Source organism: Exiguobacterium sp. A1_3_1, assembly GCF_048985645.1.
In the GTDB taxonomy this organism is placed as follows: Bacteria; Bacillota; Bacilli; order Exiguobacteriales; family Exiguobacteriaceae; genus Exiguobacterium_A; species Exiguobacterium_A indicum.
Genome location: NZ_WBYY01000014.1, coordinates 1 through 24,502, shown reverse-complemented (window position 1 = coordinate 24,502; position 24,502 = coordinate 1). Strand labels below are relative to the sequence as shown.

The 24,502-nt window shown below is 47.4% G+C and carries 20 protein-coding genes and 1 tRNA gene; 19 read left to right on the top strand and 2 right to left on the bottom strand.

Features of this window, described 5'->3' with window-relative positions; translation table 11 throughout:
- Positions 1-30: 30 nt before the first annotated feature.
- Positions 31-708 carry an amino acid ABC transporter permease gene (locus F8N00_RS02910; RefSeq protein WP_035396973.1) on the bottom strand — a complete coding sequence of 226 codons (678 nt, stop codon included), beginning with the start codon at positions 706-708 and terminating at the stop codon, positions 31-33.
- Positions 709-710: 2 nt separating this feature from the next.
- Positions 711-1,553 (bottom strand): transporter substrate-binding domain-containing protein, encoded by an 843-nt coding sequence (locus F8N00_RS02905; protein ID WP_023468566.1) that lies wholly within the window; start codon positions 1,551-1,553, stop codon positions 711-713.
- Between the two features lie 294 nt (positions 1,554-1,847).
- Here F8N00_RS02905 and gltB point away from each other — a divergent pair, with 294 nt between their 5' ends.
- The 19 genes from gltB to F8N00_RS02810 all read left to right on the top strand — a co-directional run.
- Entirely contained in the window at positions 1,848-6,320 is a 4,473-nt protein-coding gene (gene gltB / locus F8N00_RS02900; RefSeq protein WP_421017766.1) for a glutamate synthase large subunit, read from the top strand.
- Positions 6,317-7,783 (top strand): glutamate synthase subunit beta, encoded by a 1,467-nt coding sequence (locus tag F8N00_RS02895; protein WP_421017765.1) that lies wholly within the window; start codon positions 6,317-6,319, stop codon positions 7,781-7,783. The genes gltB and F8N00_RS02895 overlap by 4 nt, the downstream gene beginning before the upstream one ends.
- 158 nt (positions 7,784-7,941) lie before the next feature.
- On the top strand, positions 7,942-8,235 hold the full coding sequence (locus tag F8N00_RS02890; RefSeq protein ID WP_023468563.1) for a hypothetical protein: 294 nt from the start codon (positions 7,942-7,944) through the stop codon (positions 8,233-8,235).
- Positions 8,228-10,240: a BglG family transcription antiterminator gene (locus F8N00_RS02885; RefSeq protein WP_023468562.1), complete on the top strand. Its 2,013-nt coding sequence runs from the start codon at positions 8,228-8,230 to the stop codon at positions 10,238-10,240. Before F8N00_RS02890 ends, F8N00_RS02885 begins: the two co-directional genes overlap by 8 nt.
- A gap of 193 nt (positions 10,241-10,433) precedes the next feature.
- A complete protein-coding gene (locus F8N00_RS02880) occupies positions 10,434-11,864 on the top strand; it encodes a PTS mannitol transporter subunit IICB (RefSeq protein ID WP_075642502.1) in 1,431 nt (476 codons plus the stop codon).
- Positions 11,865-11,898: 34 nt separating this feature from the next.
- Complete coding sequence (locus F8N00_RS02875; protein ID WP_244150215.1) at positions 11,899-12,336, top strand: PTS sugar transporter subunit IIA; 438 nt, start codon at positions 11,899-11,901, stop codon at positions 12,334-12,336.
- A gap of 2 nt (positions 12,337-12,338) precedes the next feature.
- Complete coding sequence (locus F8N00_RS02870; RefSeq protein WP_075642501.1) at positions 12,339-13,481, top strand: mannitol-1-phosphate 5-dehydrogenase; 1,143 nt, start codon at positions 12,339-12,341, stop codon at positions 13,479-13,481.
- A 251-nt stretch (positions 13,482-13,732) separates the two neighbouring features.
- Entirely contained in the window at positions 13,733-14,530 is a 798-nt protein-coding gene (locus F8N00_RS02865; RefSeq protein ID WP_075642500.1) for a hypothetical protein, read from the top strand.
- A 68-nt stretch (positions 14,531-14,598) separates the two neighbouring features.
- The gene (locus tag F8N00_RS02860) at positions 14,599-15,123 is read left to right on the top strand and encodes a TraR/DksA C4-type zinc finger protein (RefSeq protein ID WP_075642499.1); all 525 of its coding nucleotides are present in this window, start codon (positions 14,599-14,601) and stop codon (positions 15,121-15,123) included.
- Positions 15,124-15,318: 195 nt separating this feature from the next.
- The gene (gene adh, locus F8N00_RS02855; protein ID WP_055968451.1) at positions 15,319-16,839 is read left to right on the top strand and encodes an aldehyde dehydrogenase; all 1,521 of its coding nucleotides are present in this window, start codon (positions 15,319-15,321) and stop codon (positions 16,837-16,839) included.
- A gap of 22 nt (positions 16,840-16,861) precedes the next feature.
- Complete coding sequence (locus F8N00_RS02850) at positions 16,862-17,224, top strand: DUF779 domain-containing protein (RefSeq protein ID WP_023468555.1); 363 nt, start codon at positions 16,862-16,864, stop codon at positions 17,222-17,224.
- 184 nt (positions 17,225-17,408) lie between these two features.
- Complete coding sequence (locus tag F8N00_RS02845) at positions 17,409-18,419, top strand: S66 family peptidase (RefSeq protein ID WP_023468554.1); 1,011 nt, start codon at positions 17,409-17,411, stop codon at positions 18,417-18,419.
- Positions 18,420-18,434: 15 nt separating this feature from the next.
- Positions 18,435-18,776 carry a hypothetical protein gene (locus tag F8N00_RS02840; RefSeq protein WP_023468553.1) on the top strand — a complete coding sequence of 114 codons (342 nt, stop codon included), beginning with the start codon at positions 18,435-18,437 and terminating at the stop codon, positions 18,774-18,776.
- A gap of 21 nt (positions 18,777-18,797) precedes the next feature.
- Positions 18,798-19,730, top strand: a complete 933-nt coding sequence (locus F8N00_RS02835; protein WP_055968447.1) for an alpha/beta hydrolase — start codon at positions 18,798-18,800, stop codon at positions 19,728-19,730.
- A gap of 42 nt (positions 19,731-19,772) precedes the next feature.
- A tRNA-Leu gene (locus tag F8N00_RS02830) sits at positions 19,773-19,856 on the top strand.
- Between the two features lie 201 nt (positions 19,857-20,057).
- Complete coding sequence (locus F8N00_RS02825) at positions 20,058-20,825, top strand: transporter substrate-binding domain-containing protein (protein WP_023468551.1); 768 nt, start codon at positions 20,058-20,060, stop codon at positions 20,823-20,825.
- Positions 20,826-20,856: 31 nt separating this feature from the next.
- Positions 20,857-21,501 (top strand): amino acid ABC transporter permease, encoded by a 645-nt coding sequence (locus F8N00_RS02820; protein WP_023468550.1) that lies wholly within the window; start codon positions 20,857-20,859, stop codon positions 21,499-21,501.
- Positions 21,498-22,226, top strand: coding sequence for an amino acid ABC transporter ATP-binding protein (locus F8N00_RS02815; protein ID WP_023468549.1), 729 nt, complete (start codon positions 21,498-21,500; stop codon positions 22,224-22,226). Before F8N00_RS02820 ends, F8N00_RS02815 begins: the two co-directional genes overlap by 4 nt.
- A gap of 312 nt (positions 22,227-22,538) precedes the next feature.
- The coding region (locus tag F8N00_RS02810; RefSeq protein WP_421017764.1) for a thiamine pyrophosphate-dependent enzyme at positions 22,539-24,502 on the top strand (1,964 nt) is incomplete at its 3' end.

The window sequence follows — 24,502 nt, the reverse complement described above, 5'->3', positions numbered from 1 at the left end:
TGTTTGTATAACAGTTTGCGAAATAATGAATCAGAGATACCGTGCAAAACGACGCTCGAGAATCTCTTGGATGACTGCGATACAGGAACAAATTCCCCAGTAAATGAACGCAACGACAAAGTAAACGGTCATATAATCAAATTCACGCCCACCAACGATTTTTGCCTTTTGAAATATTTCAGGGACAGTAATCATGGCAGCAAGCGACGAGGCTTTGACGAGATCAAGCAAGACGTTTGAAAGCGGTGGGATGGCGATTCGGATCGCTTGTGGCAAAATAATACCAACGAACGTTCGATATCGCGATAAACCAAGCGAAGCTGCCGCTTCTTCCTGACCACGATCAATCGATAGTAAGGAAGAACGAATGATCTCTGCCATGTACGCAGCACTATTCAAACTAAAACCGGTAATTGCTGCTGTTAACGCGTCCAGTTGAATATTGATGACCGGCAGTCCGAAATACAACATGAACAGCAACACGAGAATCGGAACACCTCGCATGAACGAGATGTAGGCGCTCGCTCCGATACGTAAAAGTCGAAGCCTAGACAGACGACAAAGGGCAAGGAGCAAACCAATTCCAAGACCAATGGTCATGCTGAGCAAGGAAATCCATAGCGTCTGTCCCAGTCCACTCAAAATATAAGGAAACGATTCAACCGCCAATTCCGGATTGAAGACGGACCGCCAATCAATCGAAGACATCGTTAATTCACATCGACGATCGTCGTTTTGACGTCAGGCATTTGAGAGACATCTTTTCCAGCATAGAATTGCTTCGAAATTTCCTTTAATGTGCCATCTTCCTTCATTTTATCGAGTTGTTCGTTAATGTTGGATTGAAGTTCCTTGTTATCTAAATCCATGATTAAACCAACCTGACTTGGATTATAAGCGATATCAGGGTGAATCGTAATATCGAAGTCCTTGAAGAAATCGACAGCGAGTGTTTGCAAGTAGTAATCATTCAAGATGACGTCTGTTCGACCATTTGAGACATCTCGTAGATACTGATCGTTCGTCGCGTTATCGTACGTGACTTCTTTTGCACCGTATTTTTTAGCAATCTGCATATATGTCGTTGTAGCTTCTCCGGCAGCTTTTTTACCTTTCAAGTCTTCAAGAGACTTGATGCCTGATAAATCACTTTTACGGACGATTGCCGTACCATACGTATATTTATATGGTTTTGAGAACGCGAATTTTTCTTTACGATCATCGGTGATCGTAATGTCGTTAGCAGCGAGATCGACTTGACCTGTATTGACGCTTGTCAACATACCGTCGAATGACATCTCTTTGAATTTCACTTTCAAATCAAGACGCTTTGCTACTTCTTTGACGACTTCGACATCAAATCCAGTCAACTTATTGTTTTTCTCTTCATGGTAAGATGTCGGGAAAAGTGTACCAGCCGTCGCGACAACAATTGTGCCATCTTTTTGAATCTTGTCATATGCGGTTGCCTTCTCCTCTTGCTGACCACATGCGCTTAATAAGATCGAGCTTCCTGCGATCAAGAGACCCGTAAATTGCATTGTTTTTTTCATCGTATTATTCCTCTCTCTACTTCCATGATCAATAACTCTTTTCATAGTTAAAAATACCACGGAATCTTATGTTCGGGCAAAGTAATACGCGCACAAAGTGTAGAATTCAACTAAAAAAAATATTGAATGAATATCCATGTTTATGTAAGCGTTATCAATGTTGATATATGGTATTTCTATCTTTAAAGGTTAAATAAAATGGTGATTATGCATAGTAGCGAATAAACATAAAAGAGTGTAAAGTATAATTTAACTGAATATACAGAAAATTAAGAAGGCAAGGAGAGTGCTACCATGACATTTCATCAGTACCCTGAACAGCAGGGATTATACGACCCTCGTATGGAACATGATGCGTGCGGGATCGGGGTTTACGCACATCAAACAGGACGAGCGAGTCATGAAATTGTTGAACATGCATTGGCCATGCTTTGTCAAATGGAACATCGTGGTGGACAAGGAAGCGATGCGAAGACGGGAGACGGAGCGGGTATTTTAACGCAATTACCAGATCGTTTGTTTCGTGAAACGGTTCGCCACATTTCCTTCCCTAAAAAAGGGGATTATGGCGTTTTCATGATGTTCTTACCACGTGAGGAACGGGAACGGATGCGACTCGAACGAACATTAGAATCCATCATCTTGACAGAAGGACAAGACGTCTTAGGATGGCGTACTGTACCTGTTCAGTCAGAAGTGCTTGGGTCGGGTGCCCGCCGCACGGAGCCAGTCATTCGTCAATGTTTCATTGGTGCAAAGGCGATGGAAGGATTGACATTTGAACGAACACTCTTTTTGATTCGTCGCGCATTTGAACGTGAATCAGAACAACTCGGTCTTGAACAATACGTCTTGAGTAGCTCGAGTGAAACGATCGTTTACAAAGGACTCGTGACGACGGATCAATTGCGCGCATACTTCGATGACTTACGAGATGAGCGCTATCAATCAGGGTTTGGTATCGTGCATTCGCGTTTTAGTACGAATACGTTCCCAAGTTGGAAACGTGCTCACCCGAACCGTTATTTGATTCACAACGGTGAAATCAACACGTTGCAAGGAAATATTCGGGCGATGCGCGGTCGAGAACGTCGACTGGCCGAGACGACGTATGGTAATCGGGCAGAGGAAGTGTTACCGATTCTAGATGAGACAGGTAGCGACTCGTCGATGCTTGATAATGCGTTTGAGTTTCTTCATCTGTCCGGACTCTCGCTCGCTGAGACAGCACTGATGCTCGTACCGGAACCATTCGAACATGCTGAGATCAGACCAGCGAAGCGCGCGTATTATGAGTACCACAGTAGCATGATGGAGCCATGGGATGGTCCGTCTGCGATTGTCTTTACGAACGGAAAACAGATTGGTGCGACGCTTGACCGAAACGGTTTACGCCCAGCGCGATATGTATTGTTACGCGATGGTCACTTCATGTTGTCGTCAGAAGCAGGGGTACTTCCTCTTCGTGAACAAGACATTCTGTACAAAAAACGATTAGCACCGGGTGAACTGCTTTTACTCGACTTTGCGTCCGGTCAGTTGATTGCAGACGAAGAGATCAAACGGGAGCTAGCGACACGGCACCCTTACGCGGAGTGGCTCGCGCAAGAAGTCGTGTCCCTTTCAAGTAACGACTTCAAGGAAACGCTCGTTGAACTTGGAACAAAACAACGGCATTTTGGATATACGCGTGAAGATATCGATCAATACTTGATCCCGCTCGTCGAAGAACAAAAGGATCCGTTAGGCGCGATGGGAACGGATATACCGCTAGCGGTCTTAAGTGAACGTCCTCAATCCTTGTTCCGATATTTCAAGCAACTGTTCGCACAAGTCACGAATCCACCAATTGACGCGTTACGCGAAGAGATCGTCACCTCGACGCTGACATGGCTTGGTCGACAAGGGGAACTGCTGACGCCGAACCGCGCGAACTGTCGTCGTGTTCGCTTAGAGACCCCGATTCTGCGACCAGACGAAGCCCATGCGCTTAAACAAAGTGGACTTAAGCAAAAAACGATTTCGACGACGTTCACCGACTCGCTTGCAGAAGCACTCGACATGATCGTTGATGAGGCTGTGACCGCTGCACGAAACGGGTATGAATTATTGACATTATCGGATCGTCTCGTACGCCCCGGTACCTTGCCGATGCCAATCCTCTTAGTGACGAGTGCGATTCATCATGCGCTGATTCGCAAGGGATTACGTACAAATCTCAGCTTGATCGTTGAAGGGGGAGAGATTCGTGAAGTCCACCATGTCGCGACGTTGCTCGGATATGGTGCGGATGCGATTTATCCGTACCTGGCATATGCGACGCTTGAAGAAGCGGTAGGGGATCGTTTTACGGATGTCGACAAACGTTACCAAAAAGCAGTCACGGAAGGCGTCGTCAAAGTCATGTCGAAGATGGGCATTTCGACGGTCTTCAGCTACCGTGGTGCGCAAATTTTTGAAGCAGTCGGAATCGATCGCTCCGTCATTGACCAGCATTTCACGGGTACGGTCTCTCAATTGAGCGGGATGACGCTTGAACTGATGGAAGAAGAAGTCCGACGAGCACAACAGATTGCAGATGAACGGATTCATTTAGAGTCCGGCAGTGTCTTCCGGTACCGTCAAGCTGGAGAACATCATGCCTTTAACCCAGCAACGATTCATTTGTTGCAACACGCATGCCGTACGAATGATTACCGGCTCTATCAAAAGTACGCTCAACGCATTCAGGAGGAACCGGCAACGGTGCTACGACATCTGTTGACGTTCAAGGAGACGACGGCGATTCCAATTGAAGAAGTTGAGCCTGTCAGCGAAATCGTCAAATACTTCAAGACGGGTGCGATGTCATACGGCTCGTTATCAAAAGAAGCGCACGAGACGCTTGCGATCGCGATGAACCGCTTAGGCGGAAAGAGTAATAGTGGTGAAGGCGGTGAAGAGGAGGAACGATACGAACGGGATGAAAATGGTGACTTCCGGATGAGCCGAATCAAGCAGATCGCCTCTGGTCGTTTTGGGGTGACAAGTCATTACCTCGTTCACGCGGACGAATTACAAATCAAGGTGGCACAAGGTGCGAAGCCCGGAGAAGGTGGTCAATTGCCTGGTGAAAAAGTCTATCCGTGGATTGCACGGGTGCGTGCATCGACACCGGGTGTTGGATTGATTTCCCCACCTCCACACCATGATATCTATTCGATTGAAGATTTGGCCCAGTTAATTCATGACTTAAAACGTGCCAACGATCAAGCCCGGATTAGCGTCAAACTTGTCGCAAAAGGTGGCGTTGGAACGATCGCGGCTGGAGTTGCGAAGGGGCTTGCCGATGTTATCGTCATCAGTGGTCATGACGGCGGCACGGGTGCCTCGCCGAAGACGAGTATTCAACATGCCGGACTGCCATGGGAACTTGGTCTTGCTGAGACGCACCAAACGTTGACATTAAACGGGTTGCGCGAGCGTGTCGTCCTTGAAACCGACGGAAAGCTATTGACTGGTCGCGACGTCATCCTCGCCGCGATGCTCGGAGCGAATGAGTATGGGTTTGCGACAGCTCCGCTCATCGCCGTCGGATGTATCATGATGCGTGCTTGTCATCTCGATACGTGTCCTGTTGGTGTCGCGACGCAAGATCCAGAGCTCCGTAAGAAATTCACGGGATCTGCCGATGACGTCGTCCATTTCATGACGTTCATCGCAGAGGAAGTACGAGAACATTTAGCGAAGCTCGGAGTTAGCCGACTACAAGATCTCGTAGGGCGGACGGACCTACTCGAACCATCGGAGCGACAACGGACGCATTGGAAGGCGAAGAGTCTTGATTTTTCGCGTCTCCTCGTTCACGTGACACACGGTCCGGCTGAACAACAACAGCATCATGTCGAGCGTTCCTTTGACGCGCGTGAAATCTCGCCGTATTTGGAGGCGGCAGATTTCAGTCAGCCTCAGACACTACGTTTAACGATTCAAAATACAGACCGTGCGATCGGAACGCAGACCGGTGCCATGCTAACAAGACGGTTTGGGGCCCTTGGTCTGCCAACGGATCGATTGAAACTCGAACTGAATGGATCTGCCGGACAAAGTTTAGGTGCGTATTTACCACGCGGAGTAACGCTTGATGTCACGGGAGAAGCGAATGATTACGTCGGGAAAGGATTGTCCGGAGGTATCATCGCCGTTCATCCTCCACGTTCGATTTCGTTCGTCTCGTCCGATCAGTCGATCATTGGTAACGTCGCACTTTACGGGGCGACGAGTGGAGAACTCTATGTCAACGGTCAGGCAGGTGAGCGATTTGCGGTTCGAAACAGTGGAGCCGTCGCTGTCGTCGAAGGAATCGGTAACCATGGACTCGAGTATATGACCGGTGGATCCGTTGTCGTCCTTGGCGATGTCGGAAAAAACTTTGCTGCCGGTATGTCAGGTGGTGTCGCTTATGTCTTGCCGCGTCATCCTGAACAATTTTTACAACGTGTCAACCGCGAACTCGTTTCGACGGGACCTGTCACGCATGTCGAAGAGATTGCGCGACTGAAGACGTTCATCGAACGTCACGTCGCACGGACCGGTAGTGAGCAGGGCGATGCGATTCTAGCGAACTGGGATCATGTCATTCATTCGTTCATCCGCGTCATTCCTTCGACGTATGAGAAAGTGACGACGTTGATGGCTGATTTCGCAAAACAAGGACACAACACCGAAGAAGCGATGTTGCTCGCATTTGAGACACATCTAGGGCGCAGAACAGGAGGGGTACGATGAAACGACGCGATCAATTCATGACAGTTGCTCGTTCGGGTGGAACGGAACGACATCCAAGCGAACGGGTGGGTGATTTTAAGGAATATAAGACGGCTTTGACGGAAGCGGAAGCGAGTCAACAAGCAAGTCGATGTATGGATTGTGGCACCCCGTTTTGCCATGTAGGGGAAGTATTTGATCAAGTGAAGATTGGTTGTCCAGTCTATAACTTGATTCCAGAATGGAACTTGCTCGTAGAAGAAGGACGTTTTCAAGAGGCACTCGATCGCCTTCTTGAGACGAACAATTTCCCGGAATTCACGGGTCGTGTCTGCCCAGCGCCATGTGAAGGATCGTGTACGTTGTCGATTCATGAACCTGCGGTCGCGATCAAAGATATCGAACGGACGATCATCGACATCGGCTTTGAAAAAGGATGGGTCGTGCCCCGAATTCCAGCAATACGATCGACACGTTCGATTGCCATCGTTGGATCTGGTCCTGCCGGTCTTGCGGCTGCCGATCAGCTGAATCAAGCCGGTCACCAAGTGACGGTCTACGAGCGGGAAGATCGGATTGGCGGATTACTCACGTACGGTATACCAGCCATGAAACTTGATAAAGAGGTCGTACAGCGCCGTGTTGATTTGCTTGAAGCAGAAGGGATCCACTTCCGGACGAACGTCACGATCGGTGCAGATATCACTCTCGAGACACTTGAAGCGGAGTATGACGCCGTTATCTTATGTGTCGGCGCGACGGAACCACGCAAATTAACGGATGCGCCAACGCGTGGGGGTGGTTATGCGATGGATTATTTGACAGGGGTGACACGTCACGTGCTCTCGCAAGAACCGTTGTCTGCTGATCACGATGCGAAAGATAAAGATATTCTCGTCATCGGTGGAGGCGATACCGGAGCGGACTGTGTGGCAACAGCACTCCGTCAACGCTGTCGCTCCGTCGTCCAATTCGGTAAACATGAACAACCGGGTACGACGCGTGCAACAGGAAACATGTGGCCGGATACACCGTCACTCTACTCCATCGATTATGGGTACGCAGAAGCGTTGCAACAATTCGGTCGGGATCCTCGTGAATACTTGATCGCGATCAAGCGATTCACAACAAGTGAATCGGGTCAAGTCACCGGTGTCTGGACGATTCAAACGACGAAAACAAAAACTGAATCGGGTACAGTGATCTTTGAGGAGATCGAAGGGAGCGATCGTTACTTCCCAGTCGATCAAGTCTGGATTGCCATTGGATTCAGTGGTGTCGAAGAGAACGTACTCGAACATTTAGCAGTCGCCTCGGAACGTGGGAAAATCAAGACGACACGTTACGCGACGAACCGTCCAGGCGTATTTGCCGCAGGTGACGCAAGACGTGGTCAATCATTGATCGTCTGGGCGATTCGCGAAGGTCGTGAAGTAGCAGAAGCCGTTGGACAATATTTAAAAGCAATGCAACAAACAGGCTAAATCACATCGTCTGGATTTTCTGGCATCATCGGAAATCCAGGCTTTTTTGTGTTTGGCAAAGAAATCTGCCAGTTCAAAAATAACTATTGATTTTGTTTCAAGGTGAAACACCGAAAATATTTCTGCTATTCTTATAAAATGAAGAGGAGGTATGACAGATGAATTCAGAAATCATCTATTTCGTATGCGAGAGTGGAATGGCGAGTAGTATCATGGGGGCTACGATTTTAAGAAAGCGCTTACTTGAATGTGGTATTACGACAGACGTCAAGACATGTCGGATCGCAGAACTACCTGATCAAGCAGCTTTTATCGTCGGAGAAACGCAACTCGTCCATCGACACGTATGGAAAACACATTGTTCGGTTCATCCAGTCGATCGGATTCTTGATCCGACTGCATATGACGTCATCCTCGAATCTTGGCAGAAAAGAGTGAGGCTGCATGACTGAATTTACACCACGGGAACATGATATCTTATTTTTCCTCTTATCACGCGAGGAACCTGTTCAAATACAAGAGATTGCGGAAACGCTCGAGACATCGGAACGAACGATTCAACGTGAACGCGATCGTCTTGCCCAGTCTTTAGAAGATCATAATTTGCGTTTGACATATGTTCGCGGCAGAGGTCTCTTAATTGAGGGAACGGACGAAGCCAAACATGCATTACGGGACCAACTCTTATTGTCACATAAACAATTACCGAACGCTGAAGATCGCCAAGTCGAGTTAGCGTATCGGCTACTACAAGAAGAAGGGATGGTCAAATTACAGGCAATCGCCCATGCGATGTATGTGGCTCCGAGCACCGTTAGCCAGGATTTAGAACGGATTGATGAATGGTTTCTACAATATGACCTTGAAATCAAGCGCAAAAAAGGTATTGGTGCCGAAGTCATCGGCGAAGAAATCAACAAACGCCGTTTACTGATTTCATTGATCTTTACGCAATGGGATGTTCTCGCTTTCTATCGGTTGTTACAAGGCGACGCCGGGCAATTACCTCATCTGTTACGCATGAATCGAACATCCTGGCTTGAGATGATCAATCAAGCGTACGCGGTCATAGCGCCATTGACGAAAGAAGGGCGTCTCAATGACCGACAAATCATGCGTGCGACACTCAGCTTAGCTTTACAAGCGTTACGCAAAGATCAGTTTCCGATGCGTTACGAGTTAAAAGCGTATCCGGTCGAAATCCTCAAATGGGTGGAACGCGTCGAAGAGCGTTTACCTGACACGTTGTCGATTGCCGAACGCCAATGGTTATCAGAAGAATTGCGTGCTTTCTTTCAATCGGACGCAGGAGATACGGAGGAACTCGTCACGCGCCTTCGTGTAAAACGATTGATTGAGCATGTCTCCTTATTATATGGAACGAACTTTACGAAGGATCACGCGCTAGAACGCGGACTCGTCTCGCATATTCAATCGTACACACGTCAAAATAGCGTCAATCCGTCCTATGTCATCAAACAAATCGAACGGGAATATCCGCGCTTGTTTGATGCGGTCAAACAAACAGCACTGTCGATCTTCACCGATGCGACATTTGAAGACGTAGATTTAGCATTTTGGGTCATGCATTTCGGTGCCGTGCTCAGCAAACCGACACCAAAACTCCCATATCGTGTTCTAGTCGTCTGCTCTGCTGGACTCGGTTCCTCGAAGTTGTTGATGAATCGGCTACGGCAAGAATTCGCTGAACTCGAGCACATCGATAACTCGTCCCTGTTTGGCATCGAACGGTTACCAATCGACTCGTACGACTTTGTATTGTCGACTGTGCCATTGCCTGACATTCGTCCACCACATCTTCTCGTCAACCCATTGCTTCCTCAGGATGAGGTCGAACGGATTCGGAAATTAATTCTCGCCTTGCCTAAATCCTTTCAACCGGCACCGCGAAAGACGAAAACGGAATGGCTCGAACTTGAGCAATTGCATCGGCTCGTTGCGTCGTCCATTCAAGTATCGGACGGATTCCGAATGGAACGGTTAGAGCGGGTGGGCGATGGGATTGAATCGCTCTTGTTTGAGATCAGTACACGCATGGTCGAGCAAGGATTGGCGAAGTCAGCTGTTTCGCTCTCTGGACAATTGCTACGTCGTCATGAGATGTCAGGTCTTGGTATTCCGGGAACGCGGCTTGCGCTGTTTCACGGACGCGATGCGACGATTCAACGAGGGGGATTCCTCATCTTTGAATTGCCTGAACCGATCGACTTGCTCGGAATGGATCAACAGTTACAATCCGTCGAACGGCTCCTCGTCTTGGTCGCACCGGAAGAGACCTCGAACGAACTGCTTGAATTACTCAGTTCGATCAGTGCTGCGATCATCGAGAGTCCCGAACAAATGGATCAATTCGAGTTCGGGGAGGAACAGACGATTCGTCTGCTATTGAATCGAACGTTTCGAACGGTCATTGATCAGTTCCTCGGTCACACTTGAAAAAATCCCTGTCACTCCATTCCTGAAGTGACAGGGATTTTTTTATGTCAAGCAGGCTTCTTTCCAGTCTGTCCAACTTCTTGGACAAAGACTGAACTAGGAAAGATTGAGTAAGCGCTTGCAGTACTCTTACAATAAGGTCATAGCAAAGCAATCATCTTATCAACTCATACACGAAATGGAGGCTAACACAATGGCGACAGCTCAAAATGGAGCACGGGGCATCCGTGTACAAGTTCAACGGTTCGGAAGCTTTTTAAGCGGTATGGTCATGCCGAACATCGGTGCATTCATCGCCTGGGGGATCATCACGGCACTGTTCATCCCAACTGGATGGGCACCAAATAAGGAACTCGGTGAACTCGTCGGTCCGACAATCACCTATCTTTTACCGTTGCTGATCGGATACACGGGCGGGAAATTAATGCATGACGTCAGAGGAGGCGTCGTCGGGACGCTCGCGACGATGGGGGTCATCGTCGGAACAGAGATTCCGATGTTCCTCGGTGCCATGATCATGGGACCACTTGGCGGATACGTCATCAAAAAGTTCGATCAGTTGATCGAAGGAAAAATCAAGCCAGGTCTCGAGATGCTCGTCAACAATTTCTCGGTCGGGATCATCGGTGGGTTGTTGATGCTCGGTGGATTCAAAGTATTCGGACCACTCATGACAGGTCTTGACGACATCATGGCTGCAGCAGTTGGTGCGATCGTCAGTGCACACTTGCTACCATTAGCGAGTTTGTTCATTGAACCAGCGAAAATTTTATTCTTGAACAACGCCATCAACCACGGCATCTTAAGCCCACTGGGTCTCGATCAAGTAAACGAGGCGGGCAAATCAGTTCTGTTCTTACTCGAAGCCAACCCTGGTCCGGGTCTCGGATTGTTACTCGCTTACTCGTTCTTCGGTTCTGGTGCGGCAAAGAAAACAGCACCGGGTGCCGCGTTCATTCAGTTCATCGGTGGGATTCACGAAATTTACTTCCCATATGTCTTGATGAAGCCGGTCTTATTGCTTGCGATGATCGCAGGTGGTATGAGTGGGATCCTCACATTCGTCCTATTTGATGTCGGTTTAGTCGCACCTGCTTCACCAGGTAGTATCATTGCGGTTCTTGCAATGGCATCCCGCGGTTCTTACGTCGGATTGATCGCCGGTGTCCTTGTTTCAGCATCTGTGACCTTCGTTGTCTCAACTGTTCTGCTGAAGACAAGCAAAGCAAAAGAGACATCCCTTGAAGAAGCAAGCGCGAACGTTAGTGCGATGAAAGGAAAACAATCGATTGCCTCGACACTCGTTTCAGCTGATGCTAAACCACTTGCAGAAGTCGAACATATCATTTTCGCTTGTGACGCTGGTATGGGATCGAGTGCGATGGGGGCATCCGTCCTTCGCAATAAAATCAACAAAGCGGGCTTACCGATCAAGGTAACGAATACGTCGATCAGTCAATTGCCGCAAAACGCCGAACTGATCATCACGCATCGTGATTTGACGGAGCGGGCGAAGGAACAGGTACCAACGGCAGAACACCGATCAGTCGATAATTTCTTAAATGCCGGATATTATGATCAACTTGTTCATGAGATCGAAACAGCACGAAATAAGATTTCTTAAAAATAAAGATAGAGATATTCAAGGAGGAATAAACATGACAACGACAATGAACCTTTCACCGGAACTTGTATTACTGAACCAACAATTCGCAGACGAGACGGCAGCCATTACGGCTGCCGGTCAACTCCTCGTCGATCATGGATATGTCGAAGCGGGTTATATCGATTCAATGCAAGAGCGTCACGCTTTATCAACGGTCTATATCGGTAATCATGTCGCAATTCCCCACGGAACAGAGTCGGCTAAATCACAAGTCAAGAAAACAGGACTATCGATTCTACAAGTACCGCAAGGCGTAACGTTCGGAACGGAACAAGCACGACTCGTCATCGGTATCGCTGGCGTCGGGGACGAACATCTCGAGTTGCTCTCGAATATCGCGGTCATTTGCTCCGATGAGGAGAACGTCGAGCGTATCGTGGCAGCGACATCAAAAGAAGAAATCATCGCCTTATTGACAGCGGAGGTGTAAGCATGAAAGCCATCCATTTTGGTGCCGGTAACATCGGACGTGGTTTCATCGGCTTACAACTCGTCAAGACGGGTTACGAAGTCTGTTTCGTAGATGTCAATTCGACGGTCGTCGATGCATTAAAAGCACGCCATACCTACGAGGTCGGTTATGCCTCTGAACAGGGAGGACGTGAACGGGTCGACGGCGTGACGGCGCTCAACAGTTTGTCTGAACCGGATCAGGTCATTGCAGCGATTCGCGATGCAGATGTGATTACGACTGCTGTCGGTCCGAGCTTGTTGTCGAAAATAGCTCCTTTGATTGCGGAAGGGTTACGTCAACGTGATCAACAGACACCTGTCTACGTCATTGCGTGCGAGAACATGATCGGTGGGTCAAAACACTTGCAAGCGGAGGTAGCGAAACATCAGACGGTAGCGGAGAACTGGTATTTTCCGAATGCAGCGGTTGACCGGATCGTGCCGCTTCAACATCACGAAGACCCGTTATACGTCGAAGTGGAAGAATTCTTCGAATGGGTGATTGAGACGACTGGACTACCGGAAGCTTATCCACGGATCGAAGGCGTCACTTATGTCGAGAACATCGAACCGTTCATTGAGCGGAAGCTGTTCACCGTTAATACGGGACATGCGATTGCTTCGTACCTCGGAGCACTCTTTCATAAAGAGACGATCGCTGAAAGTCTAACGGATCCACGCATCCGTCGTGGTGTCCAGACAGCACTTTATGAAACAGGGTGGTTGTTACTTGAAAAGTACGGCTTTAACCCCGTCGACCATAGTGCATATATCCAAAAGAATATGAAACGCTTTGAAAACCCGCGAATTCATGATGAAATCATTCGTGTTGCTCGTTCACCGATTCGTAAACTGAGTCCAAGTGACCGACTCGTCAAACCAGCGAAGGAATTGATGGAGCGTGGGATCGAAGCAGATGGATTAGCACGCGGGATCGCAGCAGCCCTGACCTATTTCGATCCAAATGATTCAGAATCTTCTGAATTGAATGCGTATATCACGAAATATGGAATTGAAGATGCGTTAAACGCATACCTAAAACTGTCAGCAACGGATCCACTTGGATCTCGAATCATTGAACATTATGAAGCGATGCAACAACAAGTCAATTCGATTGCTTGAGAATAAGTGTGCGCACCACCCTTCACGTCACGTGAAGGGTGGTTTTGTATATCGAATAACATGTAGCGCATCGTCATCGAAATAACCAGTTTTTGAAATTCTTCTATCACAATTTGATTACAATTTGTATATTCAATTTGTATATTCAATTTGGAATATTCGAAAACGAATATTTAGCGATTAAAATACATTGTACGCTATATGAACGGAACATCTCTATTCCGATTTTTCAGGTAAGAGAAGGTGATTATATGTTGAATTATAAAGTGAACGTATATAGATTAAACGGAGCACGACCAAAAGCAACAAAAGGAACCGGACCAAAACATTTGATTTATTCGAGTCAGTTTTCTTCACGTACACCAGTCCATTTATTGCATCAACTCATCTTGAATCGTTTGTTGGTTGAACAAGAAAAAAACCTTGAATTGACGTATACGATCGAAGTAAATGCGGTACTTGATCAATTCGTGATCGACGTCCGTGTCTTTTCAACAGATACGGTCAGTGTCCAAGTCGAGCGTGACTTGATTGAAATCATTGAACGTGAAGAAGTCCGTCATATCCCAGCGCTTGAAATCGGAAAACCGGATTTCGCGGAATTCGCTCACATCGTCTTAAAGGTCAAGGAAGGCGGACCACGCCTTTCACAAGAGGATACGCAACGAATTTTCAATGAGTCTGGAGTTCGAGGACGAATCATCCTGCATAAGGAACGAATCGACAGTCATGAACCGTCACATTCGATTCAACTACTGATTGGTGGGACGGAAAAGTCTTTATATAGTCTTTCGCAATACCAGCTTGATCCACTCTTCCGTAAACATGGGTTAACGATTCAATCCTTGAATCTGTTACCGTTTGATTTATTCATGATTCGTGACAAAATCGCGATGCTGTCTTCGGCAGATGCTTCGCAACTGTGGATCGATGACATCACGACATCCAAGAACGGACGATCACATCAGATTTGTTTTAACGATGGGAATGAATGCATGACGGTTATCTGTGATCTTCATGGATCAATTCGTTCTTATAAGTGTTCGTGATGGTTTAACTCTTCTTCGAATAGGCTACATTCTTAACAGAGGTTCTAACGAAGGGGAGTCGAACAATCATGTTATCTAAACAACAGACGGAAGAATTCAAGCAACGATTATTAAAGGAAAAAGAAAAGACGACATCAAACATCGAACAACGCGATATGGATTACGATGAAGGTGAATTGTCGAGTTACGATAATCATCCTGCCGATTCCGGCGATGAATTGTTCTTGCGGGAACGCGATCAAGCGATCACGGACATGCAAGAGGATATGCTCTCTGATGTGGATCGTGCCCTAAAAGCGATCGAGGACGGAACGTATGGCATTTGTAAGGTCTGTGGAAAAGAGATTGAGATTGAACGTCTTGATATCATTCCGGAAACGCTATTATGTATCGAGCATGCAAAAGAAGAAGCAGAACAAAACGAGAACGATCCGAATTCGCGACCAAGTGAAGAAGATGTACTGGATCCATCTGTTACAGCCCGCGGGAAAGACATCGACGGTGATACGGATGGATTCTCGAAAGTAAGTGATTTCGGTAGTTCCGATACACCGTCTGACCAAGAAGACGGAATTGACCCGACACGGTCTTGACCGGCAAAACATCTCCCGAAAATGGAGATGTTTTTTCTCGAAAAAAATCACAGATATTTACCGGAATTTTTTGACTTTTCATATAATTTTGGTACGATGGTATCGAGGGGGCTGTTTTAGCCTATATTAAAATGTAAGCGCATACAAGCATCCGTCTCACTGCTTGACCATTTTAGTTGAGGGAGGAAATAACGCATGATTTATGACATTCCGAACAAGCAAGGGTCAAAAGTACAGTACAAGGAACGGTATGAAAATTACATCAATGGAAAGTGGACGGCACCTGTCGGGGGAGAATATTTTGATAATGTCACACCTGTCACTGGTAAAGTATTGTGCCAAGTCGCTCGTTCCGGTAAGGAAGACATCGAACTGGCTCTTGATGCAGCACACGCGGCAAAAGAAGCATGGGGGAAAACGTCTGTAACGGAACGCTCAAACATTTTAAATAAAATCGCGAATCGGATGGAAGAAAACCTTGAGATGCTCGCTTATGCAGAGACACTTGAGAACGGGAAAGCGGTCCGTGAGACACTCAACGCCGATCTACCGCTCGCAATCGATCACTTCCGTTATTTCGCCGGCGTCATCCGTGCCCAAGAAGGTTCGGTCGGCGAACTCGATCAAGACACGGTAGCGTACCACTTCCATGAGCCACTTGGCGTCGTTGGTCAAATCATTCCGTGGAACTTCCCTCTCCTGATGGCTGTCTGGAAGCTGGCACCGGCTCTCGCAGCAGGAAACTGTGTCGTCTTAAAACCAGCAGAACAAACACCAGCGAGCATCATGGTGCTCATGGAACTTGTTGAAGATCTATTGCCACCTGGTGTCGTGAACATCGTCAATGGATTTGGTCTCGAGGCAGGAAAACCGCTCGCTTCAAGCAAACGAATCGCAAAAATCGCCTTTACGGGTGAGACGACGACAGGACGTTTGATCATGCAGTACGCATCACAGAACCTGATTCCGGTCACACTCGAACTCGGTGGGAAATCACCGAACATCTTCTTCGAAGATATCATGCAGGCAGATGATGCTTTCTTCGATAAAGCAATCGAAGGATTACTGATGTTTGCGTTGAACCAAGGAGAAGTCTGTACGTGTCCGTCGCGTGCCTTGATTCAAGAATCAATTTACGAGCCGTTCATGGAACGTGTTCTAGAGCGTGTCAAAGCCATCAAGATCGGAAATCCTCTTGATTCGGACGTCATGATGGGGGCTCAAGCTTCGAACGAACAGATGGAGAAAATCCTTTCATATCTTGAAATCGGTAAGTCGGAAGGCGCAGAGTGTCTCATCGGTGGAGAGCGTAACATGCTTGAAGGGGATCTTGCAGAAGGATATTACATCCAACCAACGATCTTCAAAGGACACAATAAGATGCGAATCTTCCAAGAAGAAATTTTCGGACCGGTCTTGTCGGTTACGACATTCAAGACGGAAGAAGAAGCGCTCGAAATTGCGAATGATACGTTATATGGTCTTGGTGCCGGAGTCTGGACACGTGATATGAACCGTGCTTATCGGTTTGGGCGTGCGATCGAAGCAGGACGCGTCTGGACGAACTGTTATCACCAATATCCAGCTCACGCGGCGTTTGGTGGTTACAAAATGTCAGGGATCGGACGTGAAAACCATAAGATGATGCTCAACCATTACCAACGGACGAAAAACCTACTCGTTAGCTACAACCCGAATAAACTCGGTTTCTTCTAAGTCGGAAAGGACGTGGATGCAAATGGTGGAACGTGTTCAGGCGACAGCAGCTTGTCTAGAGTTAATCGACCAGTTGAGAGAAAAACACGGTCCGTTGATGTTTCATCAATCTGGTGGTTGTTGCGATGGCAGTTCCCCGATGTGTTTTGCGCAGGGTGATCTATTCCTGGGAGATCAGGATAAAAAACTGGGAGAGATCGGTGGTTGTCCGTTTTATATTCATGAAGATCAATATGAGTACTGGAAACATACGCAACTCATCATTGATGTCGTGGATGGTCGAGGCGGAATGTTCTCTCTTGAAGGTGTCGAAGGGAAACGTTTTTTGACACGCTCCCGTGCGTTCACGCAAGAGGAATACGCTGAACTATCAGCATCAAGCTAAGGAATCAAACACGGTTTCGTCGAGGTGACTTGTTCATTCAGGTCGCTCGTACGGAATCGTGTTTTTTGTTCGTATCACGACGTTCGAACAGGATAAAAGTTGGTAATGCGGCATAAGAACGGTATAATGAACTCATATTTTGACGAGAAGATAGTTTCACACTATGACATTTTAGGGGGTCACCATGAAATATCCATTTTTAGGTTGGACAGGTCAAACGATCGGAGTGACGGCGCCCTCCTCCGGATTAAGTGAACAGCAACAGGAATGGGTCGAACGAGCAGTTGAACAGGTACAAGCACGACAAATGAACGTCCGTTTAGGCGAAACGATTTGGTCGCATCAACATGCTGAGAGTGCACCGGCTAAACAACGGGCCGAAGAATTGAACCGCATGATGACGGATGAGACGATTGATGCCGTCATCCCGCCATTTGGCGGGGAACGCGCCATTGATCTTTTACCTGAGTTGACGCTAGCTACTTACCAAACAAAATGGTTGCTTGGCTATTCCGATATCAGTACGCTATTGCTCAGTCTGACGCTTCAGACGGGAATTGCAACAGCACATGGTCCGAATTTCGTTGAGCTTCGAAGTGAAGAATGGGACGAGACGACAAGTGCCTGGCGACGAGTACTTGCGACGCCAACTGGAGGAACCGTTACACAGTGGGCTTCCGATCGTTATCAATCCAAATGGACTGATGAAGAACGTCCAGCAGGTTCGTTATTTCAGCTAACGGAAGCGACGGAATGGAAAGCACTTGATGAGCGAACAGAAGTGACCGGACGTATACTTGGTGGGTGCCTAGAGACGATTCGCCATCTGATTGGGACACCGTATGGAGATGTGCAGCGTTTCCAGCGTGAAGAGATCAACGGAGAACCGATACTCTGGTACTTTGAGGTGTCTGAAGCGAATTCGGCAGAGGTGCACCGGACGCTGCGACAAATGGCGTATGCTGGATGGTTCAACCATGCGGCTGGCTTTTTATTCGGGCGCACGTCTGCAAGGATTACAGAAGACCTGACATGGCTAAACGTGTATCAATATCTAGCGGATGAGACAGGCTTACCAGTCTTATACGATCTTGACATCGGTCATCAGCCGCCGCAGGTGACGTTAATCAATGGAGCGACGGGTACGGTTCGTATTCAAGGAAAAGATTCACGAATCGATCTGACGTTCAACTAAAAAGGAGAGCACGCAATGGCACGTCGTAAGTTTCAAGCATTAGGCGTTTATAAACGCGTCCATATCAATCCGGAGACACGTCGGATGACGTTACCGGAACCATTTTACGATGCACTTCGTCTAGAAGATGAATTGCTGATTGCACAAGTTGGAGATGTTCTCGTCATGCGACGTCCGGGGGAGGTCGTCGAGACAGAAACAGATTTATTGAGCGAACTCGTAGAAGATGGATTCACGGGTACAGAGCTCGTCCAAGAATTTGCCTACCGGCGTCAGCAACAAGAACAGCGATTACGTCAACAAGTCTTGCAGGATGAAGAGGATGACCATGCTGCTCAACTGAAGATCGAGTTATAACGGAAAGAAGGAGTGGGGCAGATGCGTCGCAGAACAAAAATTGGAATCGGAGTCATCGGATCCGGATTAGTAGCAGCGAGTTATTATTTTTACGAGATGGCAATCGCTACGAATCCAAAGCCATTCTTATCGAATAATCGAGATCTAAGTGACGAGATGGTCCGATTGATGCAACCTGGTCAGACATGGATCAAGGAGCAACCGCTTGAGCGGATCGAGATTGAAGCGAAAGACGGTTTAACGTTACGCGGGCATTTTCTTCCGTCACCTGTTCCGTCAGATCGGATCGTCATTCTCGTGCACGGGTACGGAGGCGTCGGAACGGATTTAGCCGGATTCGCCTATCTGTACCATCAGGCCGGTTTCCATGTCATGATGCCCGATAATCGTGGACACGGAATGAGTGACGGTCACTACATCGGATTCGGATGGCATGATCGGGAAGATTGTCTCAGTTGGTCGAACTATCTGATTGAACGGATCGGACAGGAGGCGAAACTATTCCTGCATGGCGTATCGATGGGAGGGGCGACCGTATTGATGACGAGTGGCGAACAACTCCCACCACAAATCAAAGGAATCATTTCTGATTGTGCCTATACGTCCGTTAATGCAGTCCTTGCGTATCAGATGAAGCGGATGTACCGTCTACCACACTTTCCGTTCTTAGGCATGACGAGCGTATTGACGAAGCTAAAGGCTGGTTATACGTTCCGTGAAGCATCTGCGCTGAAACAGGTCAAAAAGGCACAAGTACCGATTTTGTTCATCCATGGTGGGGCGGATACATTCGTACCGACAGACATGGTGTATGAGCTGTATGAAGCTTGTCCAACGGAAAAAGAGCTCGTCGTCATTCCGAATGCCGCTCATGCGATGGCCTATTTTGAGGATCCAGCATTGTATGATGATGTCGTCGAGAAGTTCGTTCGCAACATCTTGCGAAATGATTGACAACTCCGTTCTTTACCCGCTATATTAATATCATAAATCAACGTCGTCGTGGCGGAACTGGTAGACGCGCTAGACTCAGAATCTAGTGGTGGCAACACCGTGGAGGTTCAAGTCCTCTCGGCGGCATAAATGATTGAAGGAGGCAATCCCAGCAGGGGGTTGCCCTTTTTTTATTGCTGAATAGAAAACGATTACAACGAATAAAAATTCAGAAATATTTATCTTTTTAGAATTTTTCTGGTAAAATACGTTTTAAAGAGGGTACTCTTCAGGGAAAGTACTAAGTGAAGTAGACAATCTTTAACACATAGGAGAGGGGAAACAAACATGAAAAAAGGGAGTATCTTGCTAGCGCTCTTGATGAGCTGTGTTCTCGTACTTGGTGCATGTAGCATCGGTTCGAAAGAAGAAGAGTCGTCTGAAGGAAAGACTTATAAGGTCGGCATTGACGTCACGTATCCACCATTCGAATATAAAGACGGGGATACGTACAAAGGAATCGACATCGATCTCATGAAAGCAATCGCGAAGGATCAGAACTTCAAGATTCAATTTGAAGCGATGGACTTTAGCGGCATCATTCCGGCACTTCAAGCAAATCAATTGGACGTTGCCATTGCCGGTATGAGTATTACGCCAGAACGGAAGAAAGTCGTCACATTCTCGGATCCATACTTCAAAGCTGGTCTTATTCTAGTCGTCAAAGAAGATGAGAATGGTATTAAATCTGTCAACGATTTAAAAGGGAAAAAAGTAGCCGTCAAAAAGGGAACGACGGGTGCGAAATATGCAACGGATAACGCAGATAAACTGGGCTTTACAGTCACACAGTTCAATGACAGTCCAGCGATGTTCCAAGAAGTGAAGAATGGTAACGCTGCTGCTTTGATTGAAGATTATCCTGTCATCTCATATGCAAACAAACAACAAAACCTTGGATTAAAACTTGTCGGAGACCGTCTCAACGGGGACAACTACGGAATCGCTGTCTTAAAAGGTGAGAACGAGGATCTGATGAAGAAAATCAACAAAGGGCTTGCGAATCTGAAAGAAAACGGTGAATACGATAAAATCGTTGACACGTATCTGAAATAAGTCGCAAGGCGATAAGGGAGTGGGATAGCCAATGGAAGTGGTCAAAACCGCATTTCCATTTTTCTTGGAAGGGCTTCAAGTCACATTGTATATTTTCATCATCGCGGTCATCGTCGGCTTTCTGATTGGCTTAGTCGTCGCATTGATGCGGTTATCACCATCAAAAATCTTAAACGGGATCGCAATTGTCTATATTGATGTCATTCGCGGAACGCCGTTCATCGTTCAGTTATTCTTCATCTATTTTGGACTCAATTCGCTCGAATGGTTATCGATGGACCGGATGTATGCAGGGATACTGACGGTCGCAATCAATGCCGGTGCTTATTTTGCGGAGATCATTCGAGCTGGTATCCAGTCGATTGATAAAGGACAAACAGAAGCTGCGCGTTCACTCGGGATGACAGGGCGTCAAACGATGGTACAGATCATCTTACCGCAAGCATTCCGACGGATGTTACCAACGATTACGAACCAATCGATCATCAGCTTAAAAGATACATCGTTGCTGTCGATCATCGGAATCGCTGACTTGACGCAACAAGGTCAGGTTCAGCAATCGACGACGTTCGAACCATTTATCGTCTGGTCTGTCGTCGGATTGATGTACTTCGTCATCATTTATCTCTTGTCCTTAGTGGCGAAGTTCTTGGAACGGAGGTTTACATTACGATGAGTATCATTGAAGTGAAGAACTTAAAAAAATCCTTCGGTTCGAATGAAGTCTTAAAAGACATCAACGTCTCGATTGCAGAAAAAGAAGTCGTTTGTGTCATCGGTCCGTCGGGATCTGGGAAAAGTACGTTTTTACGCTGTTTGAATCGATTGGAAGAGATCACGGGTGGCACGGTCATCGTCGATGATTTCGACATTACGAGTCCAAAGGTCGATATCAACAAGGTCCGGGAAGAAGTCGGGATGGTCTTTCAACATTTTAATCTCTTCCCACATAAGACCGTGCTAGAAAACGTCACGCTCGCACCGATTAAAGTGCGTAAATCGGATAAAGAACAGGCGAAACAGCGGGCACTTGAACTACTCGATAAAGTCGGATTACGTGAAAAAGCGGATAATTATCCAGGTGAATTATCTGGAGGTCAAAAACAGCGGGTCGCGATTGCCCGCGCGCTTGCGATGAATCCGAAAATCATGTTGTTTGATGAGCCAACGTCAGCGCTTGACCCGGAAATGGTCGGTGACGTGCTTGCCGTCATGAAACAGCTTGCCCTTGAAGGCATGACGATGGTCGTCGTGACCCATGAGATGGGATTTGCTCGAGAGGTTGGAGATCGCGTCTTATTCATGGATGGTGGCTATATCGTCGAAGAGAACGTGCCACAAGCATTGTTTGATTCTCCACAACACGAACGGACGCAATCGTTCCTTAGTAAAGTCTTATGATGGAACCGGCGTATCTAAATGCGGATACGCCGGTTTTTTGACGAATCATAAATAACTGGCTAAGCGCTCATAAGAAAAACTTATACATTTAAGCGCAAGAATTTGGGAATTCGAAATGCACACACAGGAAAAGAGTAGTAATATAGTAACGAAGGCACTTTCATGGAAGAATGACACGATCATTCCTTCTCATGACGTTCAGCGTTTTATTCATGCAATTCCTTTTGAAAGCGCTAACAGGTAGAGGGCTGGAAACACATCGAGTATCCACTGGATGTGTGGGGAGAAATATAGAAACGGGGGGAACCGTACATGGCAGGCCACGAGCAAGATCAACAAGCATTCTATGGACCAAACCTTGGCTACATCATTGAATTGTACGAGCGTTTTTTAGAAGACAAAACATCCGTTGATGAGGAGACACGTGCTTATTTCGAAGAGCATGGTGCACCCGTGACGGAACCAGTTGTACCGATGCAAGTCGAGACAGGAGATTTCGAAAAATATCTTGCGGCGAATCGTTTAGCGGAACAAATTCGTGCAAAAGGACATCTTGCGGCGGATATCTATCCGCTGAAGGACCATCCGCGAGAAACAGGATTATTCGAATTGAGTCAGTACGGATTGACAGAAGCAGATCTTCGAAAAATGCCAGTCTCACTCGTCTGTCCTGAACCACCAACTGGTGTACAGGACGCGTTTGAAGGCATCGAACATTTAAAAGCGCAGTACACGGGAGCAGCCGCAGTTGAGTTCCAGCATGTCGACGATCTCGATGAAAAGAAATGGCTCCGTCAGAAAATCGAGCAAGGTGCTTTGACAGCGACGCTAGATGCTGAACAAAAGAAACAGTTGTTCAAACGCTTAGCTGAAACGGACCTCTTCGAAAAATACTTGCACAAAACATACGTTGGTCAAAAACGCTTCTCGATTGAAGGACTTGACGCGATGGTGCCATTGCTCGACACAATCGTCGGACACCTCATCTCGAACGGGTCGGAGACGATCAATATCGGAATGGCACACCGTGGACGGTTGAACGTTTTGGCGCACGTACTCGGGAAGCCGTATGAAATGATCTTTGCTGAGTTCCAGCATGCACCAAACCACGACCTCGTACCATCTGAAGGCTCGATTGGGATCACGTACGGTTGGACGGGCGACGTGAAGTATCACCTCGGTTTAAACCGAAAACTTGAGCAAGAGACACGTAACGTGCGGATGACGCTTGCGAACAATCCGTCGCACCTTGAGTTCGTCGACCCAGTCGTCGAAGGCTTCACACGTGCGGCACAAGATGATCGCTCACAAAAAGGAGCACCACGCCAAGAGCAAGCGGCTGCTGCTGCGATCCTGATCCACGGTGATGCAGCGTTCCCAGGTCAAGGAATCGTGGCTGAAACATTGAACTTAGCGAATCTCAAAGGATATAACACCGGCGGAACGATTCATATCATCGCGAACAACACGATCGGCTTCACGACGGAGCCGACGGACTCCCGTTCGACGCGTTACTCGAGTGATCTTGCCAAAGGATATGAGATCCCAGTCTTCCACGTCAATGCGGATGAGCCGGAAAGCTGTCTCGCTGTCGCGTTGCTCGCGAGCGAGTACCGGGCAACGTTTAAGAAGGATGTCATGATTGATTTGATCGGATATCGTCGTTTTGGTCATAACGAAATGGATGAACCGATGAATACGAACCCGGTCTTATACGATTTGATTCATAAACATGATCCAATTCGTGTCTTGTACGGGAAAACACTTGTCGCGAACGGGGATGCGACAGCTGACGAAATTCAATCGATTGAAACATCGATCAATGACCAGATGAAAGCAGCTCGTGAAAAAGTACCAAACGTCGAGAAAGAGTATGGTGGGGTCATGCCGGACGTCGTCTTTAAAGGCGTTCCGACCATCGAGACAGGGGTCTCGATTGAAACATTGACGGCGTACAATGAAGAATTATTACAGTGGCCGGACGGCTTCCAAGTGTTCCATAAACTTGAGAAGGTCCTGAAGCGCCGGACGGATGCGTTCTCAACGAAGAACGGAATTGACTGGGGACATGCCGAAACATTGGCGTTCGCTTCGATTCTCTCAGATGGAACACCCATCCGCTTGAGCGGTCAAGATTCTGAACGGGGAACGTTCGCACAACGGAACATTAATCTTCATGATGTGAAAACAGGAGAAGGCTTCTCGCCACTCCATGCCTTGTCAACGGCAACTGCATCATTCTCGGTCTACAACAGTCCGTTGTCTGAAGCAGGTGT

Excerpts from the sequence above, each read along its gene's own strand:
- F8N00_RS02865 (WP_075642500.1), top strand. The coding sequence starts at position 13,733 with ATGTTGAATTATAAAGTGAACGTATATAGATTAAACGGAGCACGACCA.
- F8N00_RS02880 (WP_075642502.1), top strand. The coding sequence starts at position 10,434 with ATGGCGACAGCTCAAAATGGAGCACGGGGCATCCGTGTACAAGTTCAA.
- F8N00_RS02835 (WP_055968447.1), top strand. The coding sequence starts at position 18,798 with ATGCGTCGCAGAACAAAAATTGGAATCGGAGTCATCGGATCCGGATTA.
- F8N00_RS02860 (WP_075642499.1), top strand. The coding sequence starts at position 14,599 with ATGTTATCTAAACAACAGACGGAAGAATTCAAGCAACGATTATTAAAG.
- F8N00_RS02875 (WP_244150215.1), top strand. The coding sequence starts at position 11,899 with ATGACAACGACAATGAACCTTTCACCGGAACTTGTATTACTGAACCAA.
- gltB (WP_421017766.1), top strand. The coding sequence starts at position 1,848 with ATGACATTTCATCAGTACCCTGAACAGCAGGGATTATACGACCCTCGT.
- F8N00_RS02850 (WP_023468555.1), top strand. The coding sequence starts at position 16,862 with ATGGTGGAACGTGTTCAGGCGACAGCAGCTTGTCTAGAGTTAATCGAC.
- F8N00_RS02910 (WP_035396973.1), bottom strand. The coding sequence starts at position 708 with ATGTCTTCGATTGATTGGCGGTCCGTCTTCAATCCGGAATTGGCGGTT.
- F8N00_RS02870 (WP_075642501.1), top strand. The coding sequence starts at position 12,339 with ATGAAAGCCATCCATTTTGGTGCCGGTAACATCGGACGTGGTTTCATC.
- F8N00_RS02845 (WP_023468554.1), top strand. The coding sequence starts at position 17,409 with ATGAAATATCCATTTTTAGGTTGGACAGGTCAAACGATCGGAGTGACG.
- F8N00_RS02890 (WP_023468563.1), top strand. The coding sequence starts at position 7,942 with ATGAATTCAGAAATCATCTATTTCGTATGCGAGAGTGGAATGGCGAGT.
- F8N00_RS02840 (WP_023468553.1), top strand. The coding sequence starts at position 18,435 with ATGGCACGTCGTAAGTTTCAAGCATTAGGCGTTTATAAACGCGTCCAT.
- F8N00_RS02825 (WP_023468551.1), top strand. The coding sequence starts at position 20,058 with ATGAAAAAAGGGAGTATCTTGCTAGCGCTCTTGATGAGCTGTGTTCTC.
- adh (WP_055968451.1), top strand. The coding sequence starts at position 15,319 with ATGATTTATGACATTCCGAACAAGCAAGGGTCAAAAGTACAGTACAAG.
- F8N00_RS02905 (WP_023468566.1), bottom strand. The coding sequence starts at position 1,553 with ATGAAAAAAACAATGCAATTTACGGGTCTCTTGATCGCAGGAAGCTCG.
- F8N00_RS02815 (WP_023468549.1), top strand. The coding sequence starts at position 21,498 with ATGAGTATCATTGAAGTGAAGAACTTAAAAAAATCCTTCGGTTCGAAT.
- F8N00_RS02820 (WP_023468550.1), top strand. The coding sequence starts at position 20,857 with ATGGAAGTGGTCAAAACCGCATTTCCATTTTTCTTGGAAGGGCTTCAA.
- F8N00_RS02895 (WP_421017765.1), top strand. The coding sequence starts at position 6,317 with ATGAAACGACGCGATCAATTCATGACAGTTGCTCGTTCGGGTGGAACG.
- F8N00_RS02885 (WP_023468562.1), top strand. The coding sequence starts at position 8,228 with ATGACTGAATTTACACCACGGGAACATGATATCTTATTTTTCCTCTTA.